Here is an 18,716-nt window from a genome sequence, read left to right as displayed (position 1 = left end):
GTGGACGGGCGCCTGGCAGCCGGGAACCGAAGTCGTGAGAAGGCCAGGTCGCGCGTTTCGTGCTGGACGTCGGACCCCGATGGCGTGAAAACGTGGTCACGCTCGGGTCGAAGCAGATCCCCCCGGAACTCGTCACACTCGTCGGGTGCCCCGTCGGTCGCAGGTCTGCTTCCTGCGCACCGGATGGTGAAGCCGTACTGATCGCTCGTGGTTTGAATCGGCCAGTGCGGGCTGGTCTCGTCCCATGGGTGCTTCGTGTGGGGCACCGGGCCAGATGGGTCCGGTTCGAAAATAGTTTTGCCCGGTACGGGTGATGGCCAAACGCCTGACGGGGGTCCGCAGCGCGGATTTGGCTCCCACCTGCACGTTCCCCTACACTTATGGGGTTGCCTGCGGCACGGCTGTGTCGCGAATCGGCTCACGAACCCACTGGGCGATCCGTCCAGGTGTCACAGCCTGGTGGAAAACCCCAGGCAGGCGTGTGTTCGGTGGCAACGGACCGTGTGCGTCGGGTCGGAAATCCGCCGTACATAAGAAGCCAGGTCAAGGAGACTAACGAGTGATTCAGCAGGAATCTCGCCTGCGGGTCGCCGACAACACCGGTGCCAAGGAAATCTTGTGCATCCGCGTGCTCGGCGGTTCCTCGCGGCGCTACGCCGGCATTGGTGACGTCATCGTCGCCACTGTCAAGGACGCCATCCCCGGCGGCAACGTCAAAAAGGGTGAGGTCGTCAAGGCCGTCATCGTGCGCACCACCAAGGAGCGCCGTCGTCCGGATGGCAGCTACATCCGCTTCGACGAGAACGCCGCCGTCATCCTCAAGGGTGAGAGCGACCCCCGCGGTACCCGCATCTTCGGCCCGGTCGGCCGCGAGCTGCGTGAGAAGAAGTTCATGAAGATCGTGTCGCTGGCACCGGAGGTGATCTGAGCATGAAGGTTCACAAGGGTGACACCGTGATCGTCATCTCGGGCAAGGACAAGGGCGCGAAGGGCAAGGTCATCCAGGCCTTCCCGAAGACCCAGCGTGTCCTCGTCGAGGGCGTCAACCGAATCAAGAAGCACACCGCCGCGTCGGCCAACGAGCGCGGTGCCTCCTCCGGCGGCATCGTGACCCAGGAAGCCTCGATCCACGTCTCGAACGTGATGGTCGTCGATTCCGACGGCAACCCGACCCGCGTCGGCTACCGCGTCGACGAAGAGACCGGCAAGAAGGTCCGGATCTCGCGCAAGAGCGGGAAGGACATCTGACATGACCTCTACCGAAATCGAGAACGGCTCCGCCGGGACCAAGATCCAGCCGCGCCTGAAGACTCGCTACCGCGAGGAGATCAAGGGCCAGCTGAACGAGCAGTTCGAGTACCCCAATGTGATGCTGATCCCCGGCGTCGTGAAGGTCGTCGTGAACATGGGCGTCGGCGACGCCGCCCGTGACGCGAAGCTGATCAACGGCGCTGTCGAGGACCTGGCCAAGATCACCGGTCAGCGTCCGGAGATCCGCCGCGCTCGCAAGTCCATCGCGCAGTTCAAGCTGCGTGAGGGTATGCCGATCGGCGCCCGCGCGACCCTGCGCGGCGACCGCATGTGGGAGTTCCTGGACCGCCTCGTGTCCATCGCACTCCCGCGTATCCGCGACTTCCGCGGTCTGTCGGACCAGCAGTTCGACGGCAACGGCAACTACACGTTCGGTCTGAACGAGCAGTCGATGTTCCACGAGATCAACATCGACAACATCGACCGCCCGCGGGGTATGGACATCACCGTCGTGACGTCTGCCCGCACGGACGAGGAAGGCCGCGCGCTGCTGCGTGCCCTGGGCTTCCCGTTCAAGGACAACAACGTTAAGGACAACTGACATGGCAAAGAAGGCTCTGGTCAACAAGGCCAACAAGAAGCCCAAGTTCGCCGTGCGGGGCTACACCCGATGCAACAAGTGCGGTCGTCCGCACTCGGTGTTCCGCAAGTTCGGCCTGTGCCGAATCTGCCTGCGCGAGATGGCGCACGCGGGCGAGCTCCCGGGCGTGCAGAAGTCCAGCTGGTGACTTTCACCCGAGGCTGACGCTTTGACGAACGGCCCCACCTCTTCGCGGAGGTGGGGCCGTTTGGCGTCGATGGGTCATCGATGGTCTGGAACTCCGTGTCCTTGTAGGTGTCGACGCGGGTGAACTCTCCTCGCCAGTCCACCGTGCGGCCGAGGACGCTTCTTGCCTTTCCACTGTGCGCCGACCGCGACCGGATCGTCGGAGAGCGGGGTGATCTCCACGGTGCCGGGAAGATATGCGGCAGATGTTCTCTGGGGCGGTGGAGTACTCCCAGGCGGTTTCGACGGGTTGCTCGATGAGGACGGATGCGCTCGCTTAGAGCATGATTGAACCTGAATGGACGCGTGCTCTAGGTCGCCCGTTCCGGTGTGGACTGTTGGCGCGCAGTCTCTTCGGTCGTTTCAAGGGAGTCGACCGGCATGAGCGGGATGCTCACCGAGATCACCGTCGACGAGCCGTGTTCATCGGAGACGAGAACGGCGAAATCGTGGGTGGTCGGCCCCGGCGTCGCTCGTCGTTGGTCCTCCGTCGGCGTGAAAACGAATGTGCCACTGCCGGAATCGAGCGCCACCTGGGTGTCCGTGGTCAGGTAGCTCAGGGCGCAGGAAGCGCAGGCCGCGTCGGCCACCGACCCCGACACGGTGCCGGTATCCGGGTCGACGTCGTCAATGGTCGGGGTGACGTCGAACACCATGGCCGCGGCGGGATCGGCGGCGTGGCGCCCGCCGCCGTTCGCCATCTGAAGCGGGCGGATCGTCGTGGCGCCGGCATCGCCGGTGAGCAGGATGACGTCGTCGTCGAGCGTGAGGACGGGCCCGTGCGTCGAGTGGCCGTAGAACTCACCGGCCTCGACGGCCGGGCCGTCGGGGTGGAAGACCACCAGAGTCGTCTTCGGCCAACGGGTTTCGGGACAGAAGCGGGTGAGCGGCAGGTATGTGCGGCCGTCGTGTGCGATCGCCGGGGGGCCGGCCGGTTCGCCGACGACGGGCGCGGACACCGCGGTCGCGGAGTCGGGGTGTACGACGGCGAGGGAGATCAGTGGGTCCCCACTCGCCGGGTCGGTGGTGAGCATCGGAAGATGGGCGGCGCCGTGTCGGTCGAAGTGAACCGAGACGGGGGTCCCGTCGACGCGCGTATCGCCCGTCGTGCCGTCTCCGCAGATGACCGTCACGGTGGTGATGTCCTCGCCGTCCGGCGTGAGGGTCGTCGCCGTGAGGAAGACGGTGCCGCTCTCGTCGGCCCGGACCCATGCCTGCCCGATGCCCGCGGTCATCACCCTGGATTCACCGTTCGGCGAGATCCCGACGACGGTGTTCTCCCCGGTGAGGGTATTCGCCAGCGGGAGGTAGAGATGGTCGTCGGGTCCGGCGACGGCGTCGGAGTCGCTGGTGCCGGGAAGGACCACGGACCATCTGCGCCCACCGGAGTGCGCCGCGGTGACATGGACCGAATCGGGTGACCGGGAGACCACGTAGACGGCGGATTCGGTGGGGACCACAGAGGCCACCCGGCCGGGTATCCCATCGACGGTGTTCAGTGAACCGTCGGGGGCGCGAATCGCGAGCGTGGCGACCGGCGCGCCCGGATCGCCGTGATGACGAACGAAGTACAGCGAGTCGCCGCGCCGGGCCCAGATGTCGCCGCCCTCACCGTCGAACACCTGCCCGACGAGTGACAGTCCACCGGGGCCGGCTTCGTGGAGACGGGTTCCGTCGGCGTCCGACGTCGAGACGAACACCTTCCCCGACGGGGGCAGGATGAGCCGGCTGTCGGCGCCGGGAACGCGAGACAGAGTCGACGCGATGCCGTCGAGGCCCAGAGCGGTGAGATAGGTGTACGTCCGGCCGTCGTCGTCGGGCCAGGTGGTCAGCAGATAGCCGACGCCCGCCTCGTCGAACCCGAGGTGATCCGCGGGTAGGCCGAGGATCGGGTCCGTGGTCGACGCGGCCCCGGTCGGATCGATCCGGGTGATCCGAACCGATGTCCGGATGGTGCCGTCGGAGAATTCCGTGAGCTCGGTGAGCTGATGGGCCCGACCGTCGGGGCCGAGGACGACGCCGCGGTCGGGCTCGGTGGGAGAACCCGCGATGGGGACCGACGTCACCGTCATGGTCTTCGGTCGGACCACGGAGACCTGTGTGCACCCGTCCCCGCGCTGGGTGGTCACGAAGGCGACGTCCTCGTGCCCGACGACGACCTCGTCGATCTGGCAACCCGGCACGGTCACCTGCCCGAGCGAGTACGGGCTCGTGATGGGCAGGGCGACCGTGATCGGAGTCGTACCCCCGCGGCCGTTGTCGGCGGTGATCATGACGGAGTCGAATCGTACCGATTCCGGGGCTCCCGGCGCGCTGGCCGCGATGCGCGCCTGCAGGGCGGGCGTGTAGGTGTAGGCGCCGGTCGGTGCGTCGTAGCTGAACATGCTGCCGCTTGCGGTGCGGAAGGTGCGGTCGCCGGTGGGCGTGACGCCGTGCAGCGTCGTCGGGATCGGGTTCCCGTCCGGATCGGTGAATCTCAACGAGCCGTGCAGGATGCCGGTCGGGGCCGGTGTGAGAACCGGTTCGGCATGTGTTCGGTCCGGCACCGGGATCGTTGATGTCGGACCGTCCGCAGTGATCGTCACCGCCGCCGAGATGCGCTTGCGGCTGAGGAGTGCGGAACCGAAGACGAGGCCGCCGACGAGAGCGAACTGCGGGACGGGACCGGTCGTGTCCGGACCGTCGGCCGCGGTCAGGAACTGGTCCGGATCGCTCACCAGTCCGAATGTGTAAGGGGTGGCAGGGGATTCGGCGGATGCCACCGGTCCCTGGGTGCCGAAACGCCGTATCCACCACAGGAGCGTCCACGGCGCCGGGCTGGCCGCGCCGGTGCTTCCGCCGCCGAGGATGTTGATCCCCAGGAATGTGAGGATCCCGATGGCGCCGGTCCTGGCCGGCTGCGGGGCCACGGCGACCGGCGGGGTGGAGGTCTTGAGGAGGGGAGCCCAGGGAGGCGGATCACCGGATGGCGACACGTTCCGGCCGAACTGGGATCGGGTGACGTCGGCGGCTCGAGCGGCGAGGGCGGTGTCCCCGGGCCGCGGGCCGTCGGCTGCGGGCGGTGGCGTGGTGTCGGCACCGGTGCGGTCGGGCCCGTCGGGCTGGGCCGGAACGGGTTTCTTGGAGATGTCGACATCGAGGGAGGTGCGGTTCGGGGTGGAGTCGGAGGAGGACTCCGGGGCGGGCTCGGTCTCCACGGCGGCCGGCGGCACAGCCGCCTCGCCCGCTGATGATCCCTCGCTCTGGATGGTCGGATCGGGGTACACCGGGAAGATGTCGTTCTCCGCGGTGGGGCCCGAAGGTTCGCCCGTGGGATCGCCGGGGTCGGAATCCGGGATCGTACCGGTATCGGTTCCGGATGCGGGCCCGCCATCCCCGGAATCACCATCACCGGATCTGGTGCTGCCCGACCCCGAGTCGCTGCCGCCGGAACCGCTGCCGCCCGACCCGCTACCGCTGCCGCCGGAGCCGCTACCGCTTCCGCTGGAATCGCTGCCGCCGGAGTCTCCACCGCCCGAGCCACTGCCGCTGCCGCCGGAGTCACCCCCGCTGGAGTCACCACCGCCCGAGTCGCCGCCGGAACCCGGGGCGTCGACGCTGTGTGATCCGACGCCGAAGGGGCTCGGTTCGGCTGTCGCGGGGGCTTGGCCTCCCCAGTAGAGGGCCAGTCCCACGGCAGCTGCAACCGCGAGCGCCCGGACTCGGCGGGGTCGCGCAGTGGTCATGGTCATCTTCGGAGGACCTTCGATACGAAGCAGCACATTGACCGCGAACGACGACGGGTGAGGACATCACCACCGCGGACACAGTCGATGCCTCTGACGGTAGCCGTTGGTGGTCGCGATCACTAACACTTCGTCGGACGGTTCATCCGGCCGGATTCCAGCGGGTGATCGACGGTCGCACGGACCCTCGAGGGCCCCAGAACGGGTGACATCCGGGTTGTGCTGTTGTGCAGCGCTTCCGGTGCCGGTCCGGCCCCCGGGTTCGGGTCGTCGGCGGCGAGATGATCCGTCGTCCGGATTCACCTCGGTCATTCGTGCGAGGTGAAAACCGTCCGACCGGACGACAGTCGTGTCGTGTCCTCCCGGCGGGGGTCCAGTGGTTCAGCGCCGTGCCGCCCACTCGTCGACGAGGCGCGGCAGCCTGCGGGCGCTCGCCGCGAGCGACCGCTGGAAGGCGCGGATGGCCAATGCGTCGGCGATCCTGCCGATCGCCCCGCCCCCGACGCCGTCGTTGTGGACGCGGTAGGTGAGACGTACTCCGTCGCGGGCGTCGTCGAATGTCGCGGAGATGGTGAACCCGAACGGCGACTCGGTGGAGGTGAACTCGGTCCCCTGCGCAGGGTCGACGCGGGTGAACTCGCCGACCCATTCGACCGTGCGTCCCAGAGCCCTCATCTGGCCCTTCCACGTGGTGCCGACGCGAGTGGGGCCCTCCGACACCGACGCGATGCCGACGACGCCCGGCGTGAGCGCCGCGACGTGTTCCGGGACCAGGCAGTACTCCCAGACCGTGTCGGCCGGCAGCTTGATCACGACGGAGGCGGAGGCTTCGGGCATCGTCGAACTCCTGCGGTGGTGGCGGTGTGTGGCATCGACGGTACCCACGCCCCGGGATTCCGACGCGAAAGAGCGGATATGGTGAGCATTTCGCCACGGGAGGGGGTGTTAAGCTCTCACGCCGGGGCGGCTGATCAGTGCGATGGGACGACCCGTTTCCCTGCCTACTGCCGACGCATGACCGCAGGGAAGGTGGAGATTCTTCGATGGCCAAAGTGATCGCGACGATCAGCTTGAAGGGCGGGGTCGGCAAGACCACGGTGACCGCGGGGCTGGCCGAATACATGTCGGCGGAGTTCGGTCAGCGGGTGCTGCTCATCGACCTCGACTCACAGATCAATCTGACCACCATGATGATCAGCGAGGAGCGCTGGCTCGAGCTGAACACCAACGGTCGGACGCTCGCCACACTGTTCTCCGATGCGGTCAAGGGCACCCGGTACTTCCGGCTCGACGAGGCCGTCGAGCGGGGTGTCTCACCGGTGAAGAAGGTGAACTCCGTGGACCTCCTCGCGTCGTCGCTGGACCTCATCGAGGTCCAGGAGGACCTGAGTGCGCTGCGCGTCGAGGGGCGGGTGCCCAACGGTGGCACCGGCTTCCTCCGCGAGGCGATCGAACCGGTCCTCGACTTCTACGACTACGTGCTGATCGACTGCCCGCCCAACATCGGGCCCATCACCCTGAACGGCCTGGCCGCCGCGGACGCCTACATCATCCCCACGATCCCAGATGTGTTGTCCACGTACGGAATCCCACAGATCCAGACCCGGGTGCGGAAGATCGGCCACGAGATCGGCCGGACCATCGTCGAGCTCGGTGTGGTGATCACGAAGTACAAGGCGAACTCGGCCGTGCACCGGTCGACAGCGATGCGCCTGCGCCGTGACCCCACCATTCAACATGTGCTGCCCAGTTACATCAACGAGGCGAATTCCGTTGCCGCAGCTGCGGAGTTCACGTCGTACGGGACGCTTCGGGTCAAATACGGCAATCAAGGACAGTTCGACCAGTTCCGTGGCCTGACCATGGACGTGATGACCGAGGCGCAGGAGAAGATCCGATGAGTTCCGACGACACCCGCCGGCGCATGGAGTACCAGGCCGTCGGCGGTGCGCTCGCGCAATTGGACGCGAAGAATCCACAGGCCGCACAGCTGATCGCGGGGCTGGTCACCGTGATCATCGCCGAGGCCGAGCGGTCCTCGCGTTTCGCTTCCGCGCTCACCGGGGTGGTCGACGCGCTTCGTCCGGTCGACATCGCGCTCGACGGCGCTCCCGTGGCGGCGCCGCGGAAGCGGGCGGCGGCGCCGAAGAAGCGGGTGACACGTCAACCGGGCGCGTTCGATCCGTTCGTCGTCTACCGCGAGGGCGGTGGCCAGGAACTGTCGGCGCGACTCGGCGAGCTGACCCTCGACCAGCTCCGGGACATCATCGCCGAGCAGGAGCTCGACACCCGCAAAGAGACGAGCCGTAAGCGCAAGCCCGAGGTGCTCGTCTCGTGGATCGTCGAGCGCGTCGAAGCGTCCGAGAACAAGGGGAGCGTCTTCCGGTAGTCGGCCTACGCCGGTAGGCGATCGCCGGGCTCAGCGGCCCAGGATGCCGCCCAGTACCCCGCCGGCGCCCGAGCCCGCGGCCCCACCACCGCCGGTGCCGCCGATGAACCCGCCCGGCGGCAACTCCGACGGCTGCACGACGACGAAGCCCTGGCCGGAGAACGCGAGGGTGAAGCGTTCGCCGGTGCTGCGGCCCATCAGGGTGCCGAGGTTGAACGAATCGTTGGACTTCACCGAGGTGCGCAGGCTCGACGACCAGGCGACCGCGGCCTGCGGGTCGGCGTAGGTCGCGGCGTCGACGTTGAGGACCACCGGTGTGCCGTCGGTGGTGATGGCGATACGTCCGCGGCCGGTGAACACGCAGTTGTACAGGCCCGCGTTGCTCATCGCGCCCGCGCCCTGGACGCGCTGGATGTCGTAGCGAAGGGTCGAGTCGAAGGCGAGGACATTCGCGCCGTTGATGGTCAGGCCGTCGGTGCCGTCGAGGTCGATCAGATGGACGTCGGACGCGGCGTTGGCGAGGAACAGGTCGCCGCGACCGGTGACCTTCATCAGGGGGACACCCTCGCCGGTCATCGCCTGACGCATCATCCGGCCCAGACCGCCGGACCCGAGTGCTTCGAAGTGGAGATCACCCTGGTAGGCGACCATCGAACCGGTGCGGGCCATGACCTCACCCGAGAGGCCGACGCGGCACATCTTGCTGCCCTGCTTCTGGATTCCCTGGCCGCTGACCTCGGCGTGGGACGGGGCGAACAGATCGCTGTGCATGGGGACTCCCGAGGGTTGGGTCGTGACCGGAGGGTGGGGCGGGGTGGCCGGCGGCGGTGCGGCCGGAGGCGGTGATTGTGGTTGTGGGACCGGCTGATTCGTCGGCGGCCACGGCTGCGGATCGGTAACCCGCGGTGGCTGACCGGGAGGCGGCGGCGGTGCCGGATCGTCCTCGACGTCGATGCCGAACGCGGACACCAGACCGGCGAGCCCTGCGTCGTAACCCTGGCCGACGGCACGAACTTTCCAGGTATCGTTGCGGCGGTAGATCTCGAGGCAGACCACGGCGGCCTCGCTGGTGAGACCCGTCGGCGTGAAGCCGAGTTCCTCGCCGCCGCCGCTCAGGGTCGCGGTCAGTGCGCCGGCGGTCGCGAAGGTGGACGGGCCGGTGCCGTCCAGGCTCGCGGCGACGACGACCGTCGTGATGTCGCGGGGTAGGGCTGCGGTGTCGACGGTGACGATGTCGACCGCACCCGACGAGCGATAGCCGACACCCGGGCCGGTGGGCTGGTTGTAGAAGATCAGATCGGCGTCGGACCGGACGCGACCGGCATCGGTGAGCAGGATCGCCGAGGTGTTGACCGGCGATGCCGAACGCACCGACACCGTCACGGCCGACGACGGCAACGGACGGTTCTCTCCGGCGGACAGCGTGAGCACGTTGTCCATTGTGCCAAGTGCGGGCGCATGAGGAGATCGCTCTGTCGACCGACCGGCGCGTCACCGGCTGAGAACCGCCTCTCCGACGGCCATATGCACGGTGCTTCGCGGAGGCGTTTCTCAGCGCGTGAGCACTCTCCGGCCACAAAAAACAGTGGCGCCCAACGGCGGTTCCGCGCAACCATGTTCGGCAACAGTTCGTCACGGGAAGCCCGGGGCGATCCCAACGGTCCCGCAACGTGGTTCGCGGTGCGGAGCGAGGTGAAGGGGGTCGTCATGGCCGCAGTACCACTGGCAATCGTGTGCGGTCTCGTCCTGCTCGCGAGCATCGTCCGCACAGTTCTGGCCGTCGCCGGTGACGGCCGCCGGCGGGTGAGGTACCGGGAGGCGTACGACACCCGACGGCCGACCCTCTGACCTCAGCCGACTACCCCATTCGTCAAGGCGGGCAACGGATATCCGGCACGCCTCAGTGCCCCGAGATCCGGCGGCCCCGGCGGGGGCGGGTTCGGTCGGGTCCCGACTCGGTGGTGATCACGTGGGCGGCCCGTCGCGCGTGCGCCGAGAGATCCGGAATCCCCTTCACCGGCTGGTGCATCGGCAGCAGGATGTAGCCCTCCTCCCAAGGGAACCGGCCGTACTCGTCGGGCCAGACCACCTGCAGCGTCGGGTAATCGGGGAACAGCAGGTTGGCGAGGATGAGTTCGTCCTTGTCGACCTGCTCGATGAGTCGCACCGACACCGCGACCGTCTGCAGCCGGATGTCGGACTGGTCCGCGACGAGATCGCGCCAGTCCTCGCGGTGGAGGAGATCGCCGAGCTCGTTCAGGATGTGATGCGCGGGGAGCGGGTCGACGCCGTAGATGGCCAGTTCGGGGATCGCGTGCAACGAGAGCCCGGCGGTGTAGGAGAAGCCGCAGTCGGTCTCGCGACTGTTCGCCTCGGGAGATCCTTCGCCGACGGAGGTCACCTGCCATCCACACCGGCGGATGGTGTCGATGGTCGAGCGGATGACGGGATTGGGATGCCACCGGGGCAGACCTCGGATCGCGGCAGCGTGGTCTGACATGGATCGCTCCTTTGTTCGAAGGGTGACGACATGACACCACGGGGGTCCGACAAGTTCCGGTGCGGAGATATCTCGACGTCGGGAGTGGCGAACCGCGCCTGCCGGGACCCCGATATCCGTTAGCGTGCCCGCATGACGAAGGTGATGGTCGCGCTGCGTGCACCCGGGCCCGGTGTCGAACTGCCCGGTGCCGACCTGCTCGGTGTCGAACTGCTCGGTGTGGAGCTGCTCGGGGCAGGTTTCCGGCGGACGTGCGAACGGTCGGGTGCGCGTCGCGTGCAGGTGCACATCTCCGACGACGCGGTCACCGGTGCCATGCGGATCTCCGAACTCGACCCGCCGATCGAGGCGGTCGTCAGTCTGTGGGACGCCGACGTGGACATCGTGCTGACCGCCCTCGGCGAGTTCGCGACCGTGGTCGGTGCCTGGCGGGTGGCCGAACGTGCACCGCTCGATCCCGACCTACCCGCCGACGGCACGCGCGTCGACGCCCTCGCCAATGTCGCCTTCCTGCGTCGGCCGGCGGGGCTCGACCCGCAGGAGTGGCGTCGGATCTGGCTCGAGGAGCACACGACCGTGGCCATCGAGACCCAGGCGACGTTCGGCTACTACCAGAACGTCGTCGAAGACGCGCTCACACCGGAGACACCGCAGGTGGACGGCATCGTCGAAGAACTCTTCCCGATGGCCGCGGTCAGCGACCTCCATGCGTTCTACGGAAGCGGGGGAGACCGGGCGGAGCTCGAGCACCGCATGACCCGGATGCTCACCAGCGTCGGGAGATTCGGCGCCGACCGACACCTCGACGTGGTGCCGACGTCGCGCCACGACCTCGTGCTCGAGGTGCCCGCCCGGTAGTGTCCGACGAGGCGGTTGCCGGACGCGATTTGGGTCTGGCCAGCAGATTCCCTACACTAGACCGGTTGCCTGTGCACCTCAGGTGCCCGGGACACAACTGAATAGTCTCCGGTGCCGGCGAAAAGCCAAGGGCACCGGCGGCGAGAACCTTCAGAGAAACTATCCACTTCGTGGAAGGCCCACCGCAGGTCAGGGGAGATTTCCCCGGATCGGCGCTGTATGGGAACCGCCACGAGAAAGGTTGACGGTCACCCATGACCATGACTGACCCGATCGCAGACTTCTTGACACGTCTGCGCAACGCCAACTCGGCGTACCACGACGAGGTGAAACTCCCGTCGTCGAAGATCAAGGTGAACATCGCCGAGATCCTCAAGCGTGAGGGCTACATCACCGACTACCGCATCGAGGATGCGGAGGTCGGCAAGAGCCTCATCGTCTCCCTGAAGTACGGCCCGAGCCGTGAGCGCTCCATCGCTGGACTGCGCCGCGTGTCGAAGCCGGGCCTCCGGATCTATGCAAAGTCCACCAACCTGCCCAAGGTGCTGGGCGGCCTCGGCGTGGCCATCATCTCCACGTCGTCGGGTCTGCTCACCGATCGCCAGGCAGCCAACCAGGGCGTGGGCGGCGAAGTCCTCGCCTACGTCTGGTAGGGGAGGGAACGACATGTCGCGTATCGGAAAGAACCCCATCGAGATCCCCGCGGGCGTCGACGTCACCGTCGACGGACAGCGCGTGGCCGTGAAGGGCCCCAAGGGCGAGCTCTCGCTCACCGTCTCGGAGCCCATCGAGGTCGCCAAGGAAGACAACACCATCGTTGTCACCCGCCCCAACGACGAGCGTCGCAGCCGCGCGCTGCACGGCCTGAGCCGTTCGCTGATCAACAACCTGGTCATCGGCGTCACGCAGGGCTACACCACGAAGATGGAGATCTTCGGTGTCGGCTACCGCGTCCAGGCGAAGGGCAAGGACCTCGAGTTCGCCCTCGGTTACAGCCATCCCGTGCCGATCGAGGCCCCCGAAGGCATCACCTTCGCAGTGGAGTCCCCGACCAAGTTCTCGGTCACGGGTATCGACAAGCAGCAAGTCGGCCAGATCTCGGCGAACATCCGCCGCCTGCGTCGTCCGGACCCCTACAAGGGCAAGGGCATTCGCTACGAGGGTGAGCAGATCCGTCGCAAGGTCGGAAAGACGGGTAAGTAAGCCATGAGTGACACAGCTACCAAGACCAGCCGTAAGCCCCTCGGCAAGGACGTGTCGACGCGTCGTCGCAAGGCGACCGTCAACCGGCACTTCCGTCTCCGCAAGAAGGTCAGCGGAACCCCGGCTCGCCCGCGTCTCGCGGTCAAGCGCAGCTCGCGCCACATCCACGTGCAGCTCATCGACGACCTGGCCGGCAAGACGCTGGCCGCCGCGTCGTCGATCGAGGCCGACGTGCGCGCGGCAGGCGGCGACAAGTCGGCCCAGGCCCGCAAGGTCGGCGAGCTCATCGCCGCCCGTGCCAAGGCTGCCGGCGTCGAGGCCGTCGTATTCGACCGCGGTGGCAAGGACTACCACGGCCGTATCGCCGCGCTCGCGGATGCCGCCCGTGAGGGAGGCCTGAGCTTCTGATGACCATCTTCACCAGCTACACCCACAACACCGGAGGGAACCTCTGATGCCCGGACGTCAGCGTGACGGCGGAAACGGACCCGCCGGTAACGACAACAACCAGAACAATGCAGGTGGCGGCAACGACCGTCGCGGCGGTGGCCGCGGAGACCGTCGCGATCGCGGCGGCCGCGACCAGGACCGCAACCAGCTCGAGCGCGTGGTGACCATCAACCGCGTCTCGAAGGTGGTCAAGGGTGGACGTCGTTTCTCGTTCACCGCTCTCGTGGTCGTCGGCGACGGCCAGGGCATGGTCGGCGTCGGCTACGGCAAGGCCAAGGAAGTTCCGGCCGCGATCCAGAAGGGCGTCGAAGAGGCTCGCAAGAACTTCTTCCGCGTGCCGCTGATCGGTGGCACCGTGACCCACCCGGTTCAGGGTGAGGCTGCTGCCGGCGTCGTCATGCTGCGCCCGGCCAGCCCCGGTACCGGTGTGATCGCCGGTGGCGCGGTGCGTGCCGTGCTCGAGTGCGCGGGCGTCCACGACGTTCTCGCCAAGAGCCTCGGCTCCGACAACGCCATCAACGTCGTCCACGCCACCGTGGCGGCACTGAAGATGCTGCAGCGTCCCGAAGAGGTCGCGGCCCGTCGTGGCCTGCCGATCGAGGACGTCGCCCCGGCGGGTATGCTGCGCGCTCGAGCGGGACAGGGAGTCTGATCATGGCCGAGCTGAAGATCACCCAGGTCAAGGGCACCATCGGTACCAAGAAGAACCAGCGTGACAGCCTGCGGACCCTCGGACTGAAGGGCATCCGCCAGACCGTCACCCGCGAGGACACGCCGATCAACCGCGGCCTCATCAACGCGGTTCGTCACCTCGTGACAGTCGAAGAGGTTTAAGCAATGACCATCAAACTCCATCACCTTCGCCCCGCACCGGGGTCGAAGACCGACAAGACCCGCGTGGGTCGCGGTGAGGGGTCCAAGGGTAAGACCGCGGGCCGCGGCACCAAGGGCACCAAGGCACGTAAGAACGTGCCCGCCGGCTTCGAGGGTGGCCAGATGCCGATCCACATGCGGCTGCCGAAGCTCAAGGGCTTCACCAACCGCAACCGGGTCGAGTACCAGGTCGTCAACGTCGGCGACATCGCGCGTCTCTTCCCGCAGGGCGGCACCATCGGCGTCGACGAGCTCGTCGCCGCGGGCGCTGTGCGCAAGAACCAGTTGGTGAAGGTGCTCGGCGACGGAGAACTCTCCGTCAAGGTCGACATCACCGCCGACAAGTTCACCGCCTCCGCCAAGGAGAAGATCGCCGCTGCCGGAGGCAGCGTCACCGAACTCTGACGGAACAAACCCGCGGTCGGGCGGCAGCTACGCTGCCGCCCGACCGGGGCGTTTCGGCGTCACTGTTAGAGTTTCAGACGTTGTCTGCCGCATCCGCAAGATCGCCGCATCCCGAACATTGTCGATTGCCGAGCACACGGGGATCGGGTCGTGACCGACCCGGAAGATTGCCCTCGCGTGGTCGTTCCTAGGAGGAGTTAGTGCTTTCCCCCCTCTTCGCGGCCATACGGACGCCGGACCTGAGGAAGAAGATCCTCTTCGTTCTCGGCATCATCATCCTGTATCGCCTCGGCGCGACCGTGCCGTCGCCCGGCGTGGACTACCAGGCCGTCCGGGCCTGTCTGGACGAGGTCTCGGCCGGTGAGTCGAGCTCGGTCTACTCCCTGATCAACCTGTTCTCCGGCGGCGCGCTGCTGCAGCTGTCGGTGTTCGCGATCGGCATCATGCCGTACATCACGGCGTCGATCATCGTCCAGCTGCTCACGGTGGTCATCCCACGGTTCGAGCAGCTGCGCAAGGAAGGTCAGGCCGGCCAGGCCAAGATGACGCAGTACACGCGTTATCTCGCCGTGGCCCTGGCGCTCCTCCAGTCGACCGGCATCGTCGCCCTCGCCGATCGCGGTCAGCTCCTCCCGCAGTCCTGTGCGACCAGCGGTGAGGTCCTCAACGACTCCAGCATCTTCGGTCTGATGATCATCGTGCTCGTCATGACCGCCGGCGCCTGTGTGGTCATGTGGTTCGGCGAGCTCATCACCGAGCGCGGTATCGGCAACGGCATGTCGCTGCTGATCTTCGCCGGTATCGCCGCCCGTATCCCGGCCGAGGGTCGTACCATCCTCAACACCCGTGGCGGACTCGTCTTCGCCCTGGTGTGTGTCGCCGCGCTGATCATCGTCGCGGGCGTGGTCTTCATCGAGCAGGGCCAGCGCCGCATCCCGGTGCAGTACGCCAAGCGCATGGTCGGCCGCAAGATGTACGGCGGCTCGTCGACCTACCTGCCGCTGAAGGTCAACCAGGCCGGCGTCATCCCGGTCATCTTCGCCTCGTCGCTGCTGTACCTGCCGCAGCTGATCGTCGAACTGACGCGCAGCCCGGACGGCACCCAGTCGACCTGGCAGGAATACGTCACCAAGTACCTGACCGATCCCAGCAACGGGGTCTACATCGCGGTCTACTTCCTGATGATCATCTTCTTCACGTACTTCTACGTGGCGGTGACGTTCAATCCGGAGGAACGCGCCGACGAGATGAAGAAGTACGGTGGCTTCATCCCGGGTATCCGGCCGGGCGCCCCGACCGCGGAGTACCTGGGTTACGTGCTCAGCCGCATCACTCTCCCGGGTTCGATCTACCTCGGTATCATCGCGGTCCTGCCGAACCTCTTCCTCGAGATCGGTAACAGCGGCAACGTCCAGAACCTGCCGTTCGGCGGTACGGCCGTACTGATCATGGTCGGTGTGGGCCTGGACACGATGAAACAGATCAACAGTCAGTTGATGCAACGCAAGTACGAAGGATTCCTCAAGTGAGACTCGTAATTCTCGGCCCGCCCGGAGCAGGCAAAGGCACGCAGGCTGAACTGCTGAGCGAAGCCCTCGGCATCCCGCACATCTCCACTGGTGATCTGTTCCGCGCCAACATCTCCCAGGGCACCCCGGTCGGTATCGAGGCCAAGAAGTACCTCGACGCCGGCAACCTGGTCCCGTCCGAGATCACCGTCGACATGGTCCGTGCCCGTGTGGGCGAACCTGATGCGGCCAAGGGCTTCATCCTCGACGGCTTCCCGCGTTCGACCGAGCAGGCCGACGCACTCAAGGAGATCCTCGCGAACCTTGACGCCTCGCTGGACGGCGTGCTGTCCTTCGTCGTCGACACCGACGTCGTCGTGGAGCGCATGCTGGCCCGCGGTCGCGCCGACGACACCGAAGAGGTCATCCGCAACCGGATGGACGTCTACACCAAGGAGACCTCGCCGCTGCTCGCGTACTACGGCGACCAGGTCAAGACGATCGACGCGGTGGGCGACATCCAGGATGTCCACCAGCGTGTGCTGAGCGCCCTCGGCGCCGGCGTCAACTGACATCCCGAGACTGCGTCCGCTGATGGGTTTTCGCAAACGCAAGCGCGTTCCGTTCCGCTCCGCCGGCGAACTGGATGCGATGGCAGCAGCGGGCGCAGTCGTCGGATCGGCCCTCGTGGCCGTCCGCGCCGCCGCGAAGGCGGGGGTGAGCACCCTCGACCTCGACGAGGTCGCGGAGACCGTGATCCGCGAGGCCGGGGCAGTTCCCTCGTTCAAGGGCTACAACGGTTTCCCCGGATCGATCTGCAGCTCGGTCAACGACGTCGTGGTCCACGGAATCCCGTCGTCCGATGTCGTTCTCGCCGAGGGTGATCTGGTGTCGATCGACTGCGGTGCGGTTCTCGACGGCTGGCACGGCGACTCGGCCTGGACCTTCGGCGTAGGTGAGTTGTCGCAGCCCGACGCCGAATTGTCCGAGGCGACCCGACTGTCGATGGAGGCGGGTATCGCCGCCATGGTCGACGGCGCCCGCCTCACCGACATCTCCCACGCGATCGAACTCGGCACCCGCGCCGCCGAGAAGAAGTTCAATCGTCCGTTCGGCATCGTCGACGGCTACGGCGGCCACGGGATCGGCCGTGAGATGCACATGGATCCCTTCCTCGCGAACGAGGGCGAGCCCGGCAAAGGGCCGCTGCTGGTGATCGGGTCGACGCTCGCAATCGAGCCGATGCTGACCCTCGGCACCGTGGACACCACCGTCCTCGAGGACGACTGGACCGTCGTCACCGACGACGGATCCCGGGCCGCGCACTGGGAACACACCGTCGCGGTCACCGCCGACGGTCCGCGGATTCTGACTCCGCGACCCGAATGATTTTCTAGGCCCGACCTCCGAGATCTGCTGCAGAGTAAGAATCTGCCGTGCCTCGAAGTCCTGCTGCGCGGCCGGCATGGCGAAGAATGATTGATTGCGGCGGTGGCACTCGTCTCTGGTCATGACCTCGGCGAGCGGACCTGCCAGGCAGATGGCGAGTGTCGAGCAGAGGAGAGTTCGAGGAAGATGGCCACGGTGGAACTCGGTGATGGACTGACGGTTTCAGCTCTCGGATTCGGCGGTATGTCGCTGACCGACGTCTACGGGGCGGTATCCGATGACGATGCCTTCCGCACCCTCGCCCACGCGGTCGACAGCGGCGTGACGTTCATCGATACCGCGAACGTGTACGGGGACGGCCGAAGCGAGACCACGATCGGCAGGTTGCTCAAGACCCGCCGCGACGAGGTTCAGCTCGCCACCAAGTTCGGCATCGTCGGTCAGGGCGGCGTCGGGCAGCGCGGAGTCCGCGGTGACCGAGAGTATGTTCGCGAGCAGGTCGAACTCAGCCTGGCACGACTCGGCACCGATCGCATCGACCTGTACTACCAGCACCGCGTCGATCCGGTCGTCCCGATCGAGGAGACCATCGGCGCGGTCAAGGAACTGGTCGAGGAGGGCAAGGTCCTGCATATCGGTCTGTCCGAGGCGACCGGTGACGAGATCCGCCGCGCGGTCAGTGTGCACCCGATCGCCGCCATCCAGTCCGAGTGGAGCGTCGTCTCCCGAGACGTCGAGCGCTTCGTGGTACCCGCTGCCCGCGAGCACGGACTCGGGTTCGTCTCCTACTCGACGCTGGGCCGTAAGTGGCTGGCCGGGCTCCTCGACCACAACGATCTGGTCGAAGGCGATGTGCGCCTGAACATCTCGCGCTACACGCCCACCAACCTGGCATACAACAAGCCGATCCTCGAGGAGTTTCTGCAGATCGCCGACGAGGTCGGTGTCACCGGTGCACAGCTGGCGCTGGCCTGGTTCTACACCAAGGGTCGCGAGTTCGATCTCCCCGTCGTCTCGATCCCGGGTTCCCGGTTCGCCGAGCGTGTCTCGGAGAACCTGGCCGGCGTCGACGTCGAACTGACCGCGCAGCAGGTCGAGCGACTGGATACGTTGGCCGCCCGGATTCGCGGTCATCGGTCCGCTCAGCCGCAGTTGGTGTCGTCCGCACGCGAGTGACCCGCGACCGCACCACTGCGGGGTGAGTATCGGTCGCCTTCAGGGTGAACGTCGAATTGGTGTCGTGGTGAACGCGTCTCAAATTCGATGTGTCGAACTACAGACAGCCGCGTCACTCCTGCCTTACGATTTCCCTTGTCTCGCAAGAGAGCGAGGGGGATGC

General features: G+C 66.8%; 22 protein-coding genes. 18 read left to right on the top strand and 4 right to left on the bottom strand.

Annotated features, from left to right (window positions below; genetic code table 11):
* The first annotated feature begins 559 nt into the window (after positions 1-559).
* The 4 genes from rplN to PWF70_RS18745 are packed head-to-tail and all read left to right on the top strand — an operon-like array spanning position 560 to position 2,039.
* Positions 560-928, top strand: a complete 369-nt coding sequence (gene rplN, locus PWF70_RS18760) for a 50S ribosomal protein L14 (protein ID WP_005197644.1) — start codon at positions 560-562, stop codon at positions 926-928.
* 2 nt (positions 929-930) lie between these two features.
* Positions 931-1,248, top strand: a complete 318-nt coding sequence (gene rplX, locus PWF70_RS18755; RefSeq protein ID WP_005197643.1) for a 50S ribosomal protein L24 — start codon at positions 931-933, stop codon at positions 1,246-1,248.
* A 1-nt stretch (position 1,249) separates the two neighbouring features.
* Entirely contained in the window at positions 1,250-1,852 is a 603-nt protein-coding gene (rplE, locus tag PWF70_RS18750; RefSeq protein ID WP_035754990.1) for a 50S ribosomal protein L5, read from the top strand.
* A gap of 1 nt (position 1,853) precedes the next feature.
* Positions 1,854-2,039, top strand: coding sequence for a type Z 30S ribosomal protein S14 (locus PWF70_RS18745; RefSeq protein WP_005197641.1), 186 nt, complete (start codon positions 1,854-1,856; stop codon positions 2,037-2,039).
* A 349-nt stretch (positions 2,040-2,388) separates the two neighbouring features.
* Here PWF70_RS18745 and PWF70_RS18740 read toward each other — a convergent pair whose 3' ends face one another.
* Entirely contained in the window at positions 2,389-5,808 is a 3,420-nt protein-coding gene (locus PWF70_RS18740; RefSeq protein WP_279940824.1) for a hypothetical protein, read from the bottom strand.
* A 375-nt stretch (positions 5,809-6,183) separates the two neighbouring features.
* Positions 6,184-6,639: an SRPBCC family protein gene (locus PWF70_RS18735; protein WP_035754991.1), complete on the bottom strand. Its 456-nt coding sequence runs from the start codon at positions 6,637-6,639 to the stop codon at positions 6,184-6,186.
* A 206-nt stretch (positions 6,640-6,845) separates the two neighbouring features.
* On the opposite strand from PWF70_RS18735, the gene PWF70_RS18730 reads away from it, so the two are divergent.
* Together PWF70_RS18730 and PWF70_RS18725 are read left to right on the top strand one after the other, a co-directional pair.
* On the top strand, positions 6,846-7,703 hold the full coding sequence (locus PWF70_RS18730) for a ParA family protein (protein WP_035754993.1): 858 nt from the start codon (positions 6,846-6,848) through the stop codon (positions 7,701-7,703).
* Positions 7,700-8,191, top strand: coding sequence for a hypothetical protein (locus PWF70_RS18725; RefSeq protein WP_006360211.1), 492 nt, complete (start codon positions 7,700-7,702; stop codon positions 8,189-8,191). The genes PWF70_RS18730 and PWF70_RS18725 overlap by 4 nt, the downstream gene beginning before the upstream one ends.
* A 30-nt stretch (positions 8,192-8,221) precedes the next feature.
* Here the strand turns inward: PWF70_RS18725 and PWF70_RS18720 are convergent, their stop codons facing one another.
* A complete protein-coding gene (locus tag PWF70_RS18720; protein WP_006360210.1) occupies positions 8,222-9,631 on the bottom strand; it encodes an AIM24 family protein in 1,410 nt (469 codons plus the stop codon).
* 267 nt (positions 9,632-9,898) lie between these two features.
* On the opposite strand from PWF70_RS18720, the gene PWF70_RS18715 reads away from it, so the two are divergent.
* Positions 9,899-10,039 carry a hypothetical protein gene (locus PWF70_RS18715; protein ID WP_164905311.1) on the top strand — a complete coding sequence of 47 codons (141 nt, stop codon included), beginning with the start codon at positions 9,899-9,901 and terminating at the stop codon, positions 10,037-10,039.
* A 52-nt stretch (positions 10,040-10,091) separates the two neighbouring features.
* Here the strand turns inward: PWF70_RS18715 and PWF70_RS18710 are convergent, their stop codons facing one another.
* Positions 10,092-10,691 carry a DUF4262 domain-containing protein gene (locus tag PWF70_RS18710; protein ID WP_035755178.1) on the bottom strand — a complete coding sequence of 200 codons (600 nt, stop codon included), beginning with the start codon at positions 10,689-10,691 and terminating at the stop codon, positions 10,092-10,094.
* Between the two features lie 132 nt (positions 10,692-10,823).
* On the opposite strand from PWF70_RS18710, the gene PWF70_RS18705 reads away from it, so the two are divergent.
* From PWF70_RS18705 to PWF70_RS18655, 11 genes are all read left to right on the top strand, one after another.
* The gene (locus PWF70_RS18705; RefSeq protein WP_035754995.1) at positions 10,824-11,549 is read left to right on the top strand and encodes an EthD domain-containing protein; all 726 of its coding nucleotides are present in this window, start codon (positions 10,824-10,826) and stop codon (positions 11,547-11,549) included.
* Between the two features lie 254 nt (positions 11,550-11,803).
* Entirely contained in the window at positions 11,804-12,202 is a 399-nt protein-coding gene (rpsH, locus tag PWF70_RS18700) for a 30S ribosomal protein S8 (RefSeq protein ID WP_006360199.1), read from the top strand.
* Positions 12,203-12,215: 13 nt separating this feature from the next.
* Positions 12,216-12,752: a 50S ribosomal protein L6 gene (gene rplF / locus PWF70_RS18695; protein WP_006360198.1), complete on the top strand. Its 537-nt coding sequence runs from the start codon at positions 12,216-12,218 to the stop codon at positions 12,750-12,752.
* A 3-nt stretch (positions 12,753-12,755) separates the two neighbouring features.
* Positions 12,756-13,160, top strand: a complete 405-nt coding sequence (gene rplR / locus PWF70_RS18690) for a 50S ribosomal protein L18 (RefSeq protein ID WP_006360197.1) — start codon at positions 12,756-12,758, stop codon at positions 13,158-13,160.
* Between the two features lie 46 nt (positions 13,161-13,206).
* Positions 13,207-13,854, top strand: coding sequence for a 30S ribosomal protein S5 (gene rpsE / locus PWF70_RS18685; protein WP_005197623.1), 648 nt, complete (start codon positions 13,207-13,209; stop codon positions 13,852-13,854).
* A 2-nt stretch (positions 13,855-13,856) separates the two neighbouring features.
* Entirely contained in the window at positions 13,857-14,036 is a 180-nt protein-coding gene (gene rpmD, locus PWF70_RS18680) for a 50S ribosomal protein L30 (RefSeq protein WP_005197622.1), read from the top strand.
* A gap of 3 nt (positions 14,037-14,039) precedes the next feature.
* Complete coding sequence (gene rplO, locus PWF70_RS18675; RefSeq protein ID WP_006360196.1) at positions 14,040-14,480, top strand: 50S ribosomal protein L15; 441 nt, start codon at positions 14,040-14,042, stop codon at positions 14,478-14,480.
* A 200-nt stretch (positions 14,481-14,680) separates the two neighbouring features.
* Positions 14,681-16,009 carry a preprotein translocase subunit SecY gene (gene secY, locus PWF70_RS18670; RefSeq protein WP_035754997.1) on the top strand — a complete coding sequence of 443 codons (1,329 nt, stop codon included), beginning with the start codon at positions 14,681-14,683 and terminating at the stop codon, positions 16,007-16,009.
* Entirely contained in the window at positions 16,006-16,560 is a 555-nt protein-coding gene (locus PWF70_RS18665; protein ID WP_035754999.1) for an adenylate kinase, read from the top strand. The genes secY and PWF70_RS18665 overlap by 4 nt, the downstream gene beginning before the upstream one ends.
* A gap of 22 nt (positions 16,561-16,582) precedes the next feature.
* On the top strand, positions 16,583-17,377 hold the full coding sequence (gene map, locus PWF70_RS18660; protein WP_279939329.1) for a type I methionyl aminopeptidase: 795 nt from the start codon (positions 16,583-16,585) through the stop codon (positions 17,375-17,377).
* Positions 17,378-17,563: 186 nt separating this feature from the next.
* Positions 17,564-18,553 (top strand): aldo/keto reductase, encoded by a 990-nt coding sequence (locus PWF70_RS18655; protein WP_035755003.1) that lies wholly within the window; start codon positions 17,564-17,566, stop codon positions 18,551-18,553.
* Positions 18,554-18,716 lie beyond the last annotated feature (163 nt).

It is taken from the genome of Gordonia sp. Swx-4 (assembly GCF_030316175.1).
In the GTDB taxonomy this organism is placed as follows: Bacteria; Actinomycetota; Actinomycetes; order Mycobacteriales; family Mycobacteriaceae; genus Gordonia; species Gordonia alkanivorans.
Note: the sequence above shows the minus strand (reverse complement) of the source record. Positions and strands in the feature narration are given on the sequence as shown.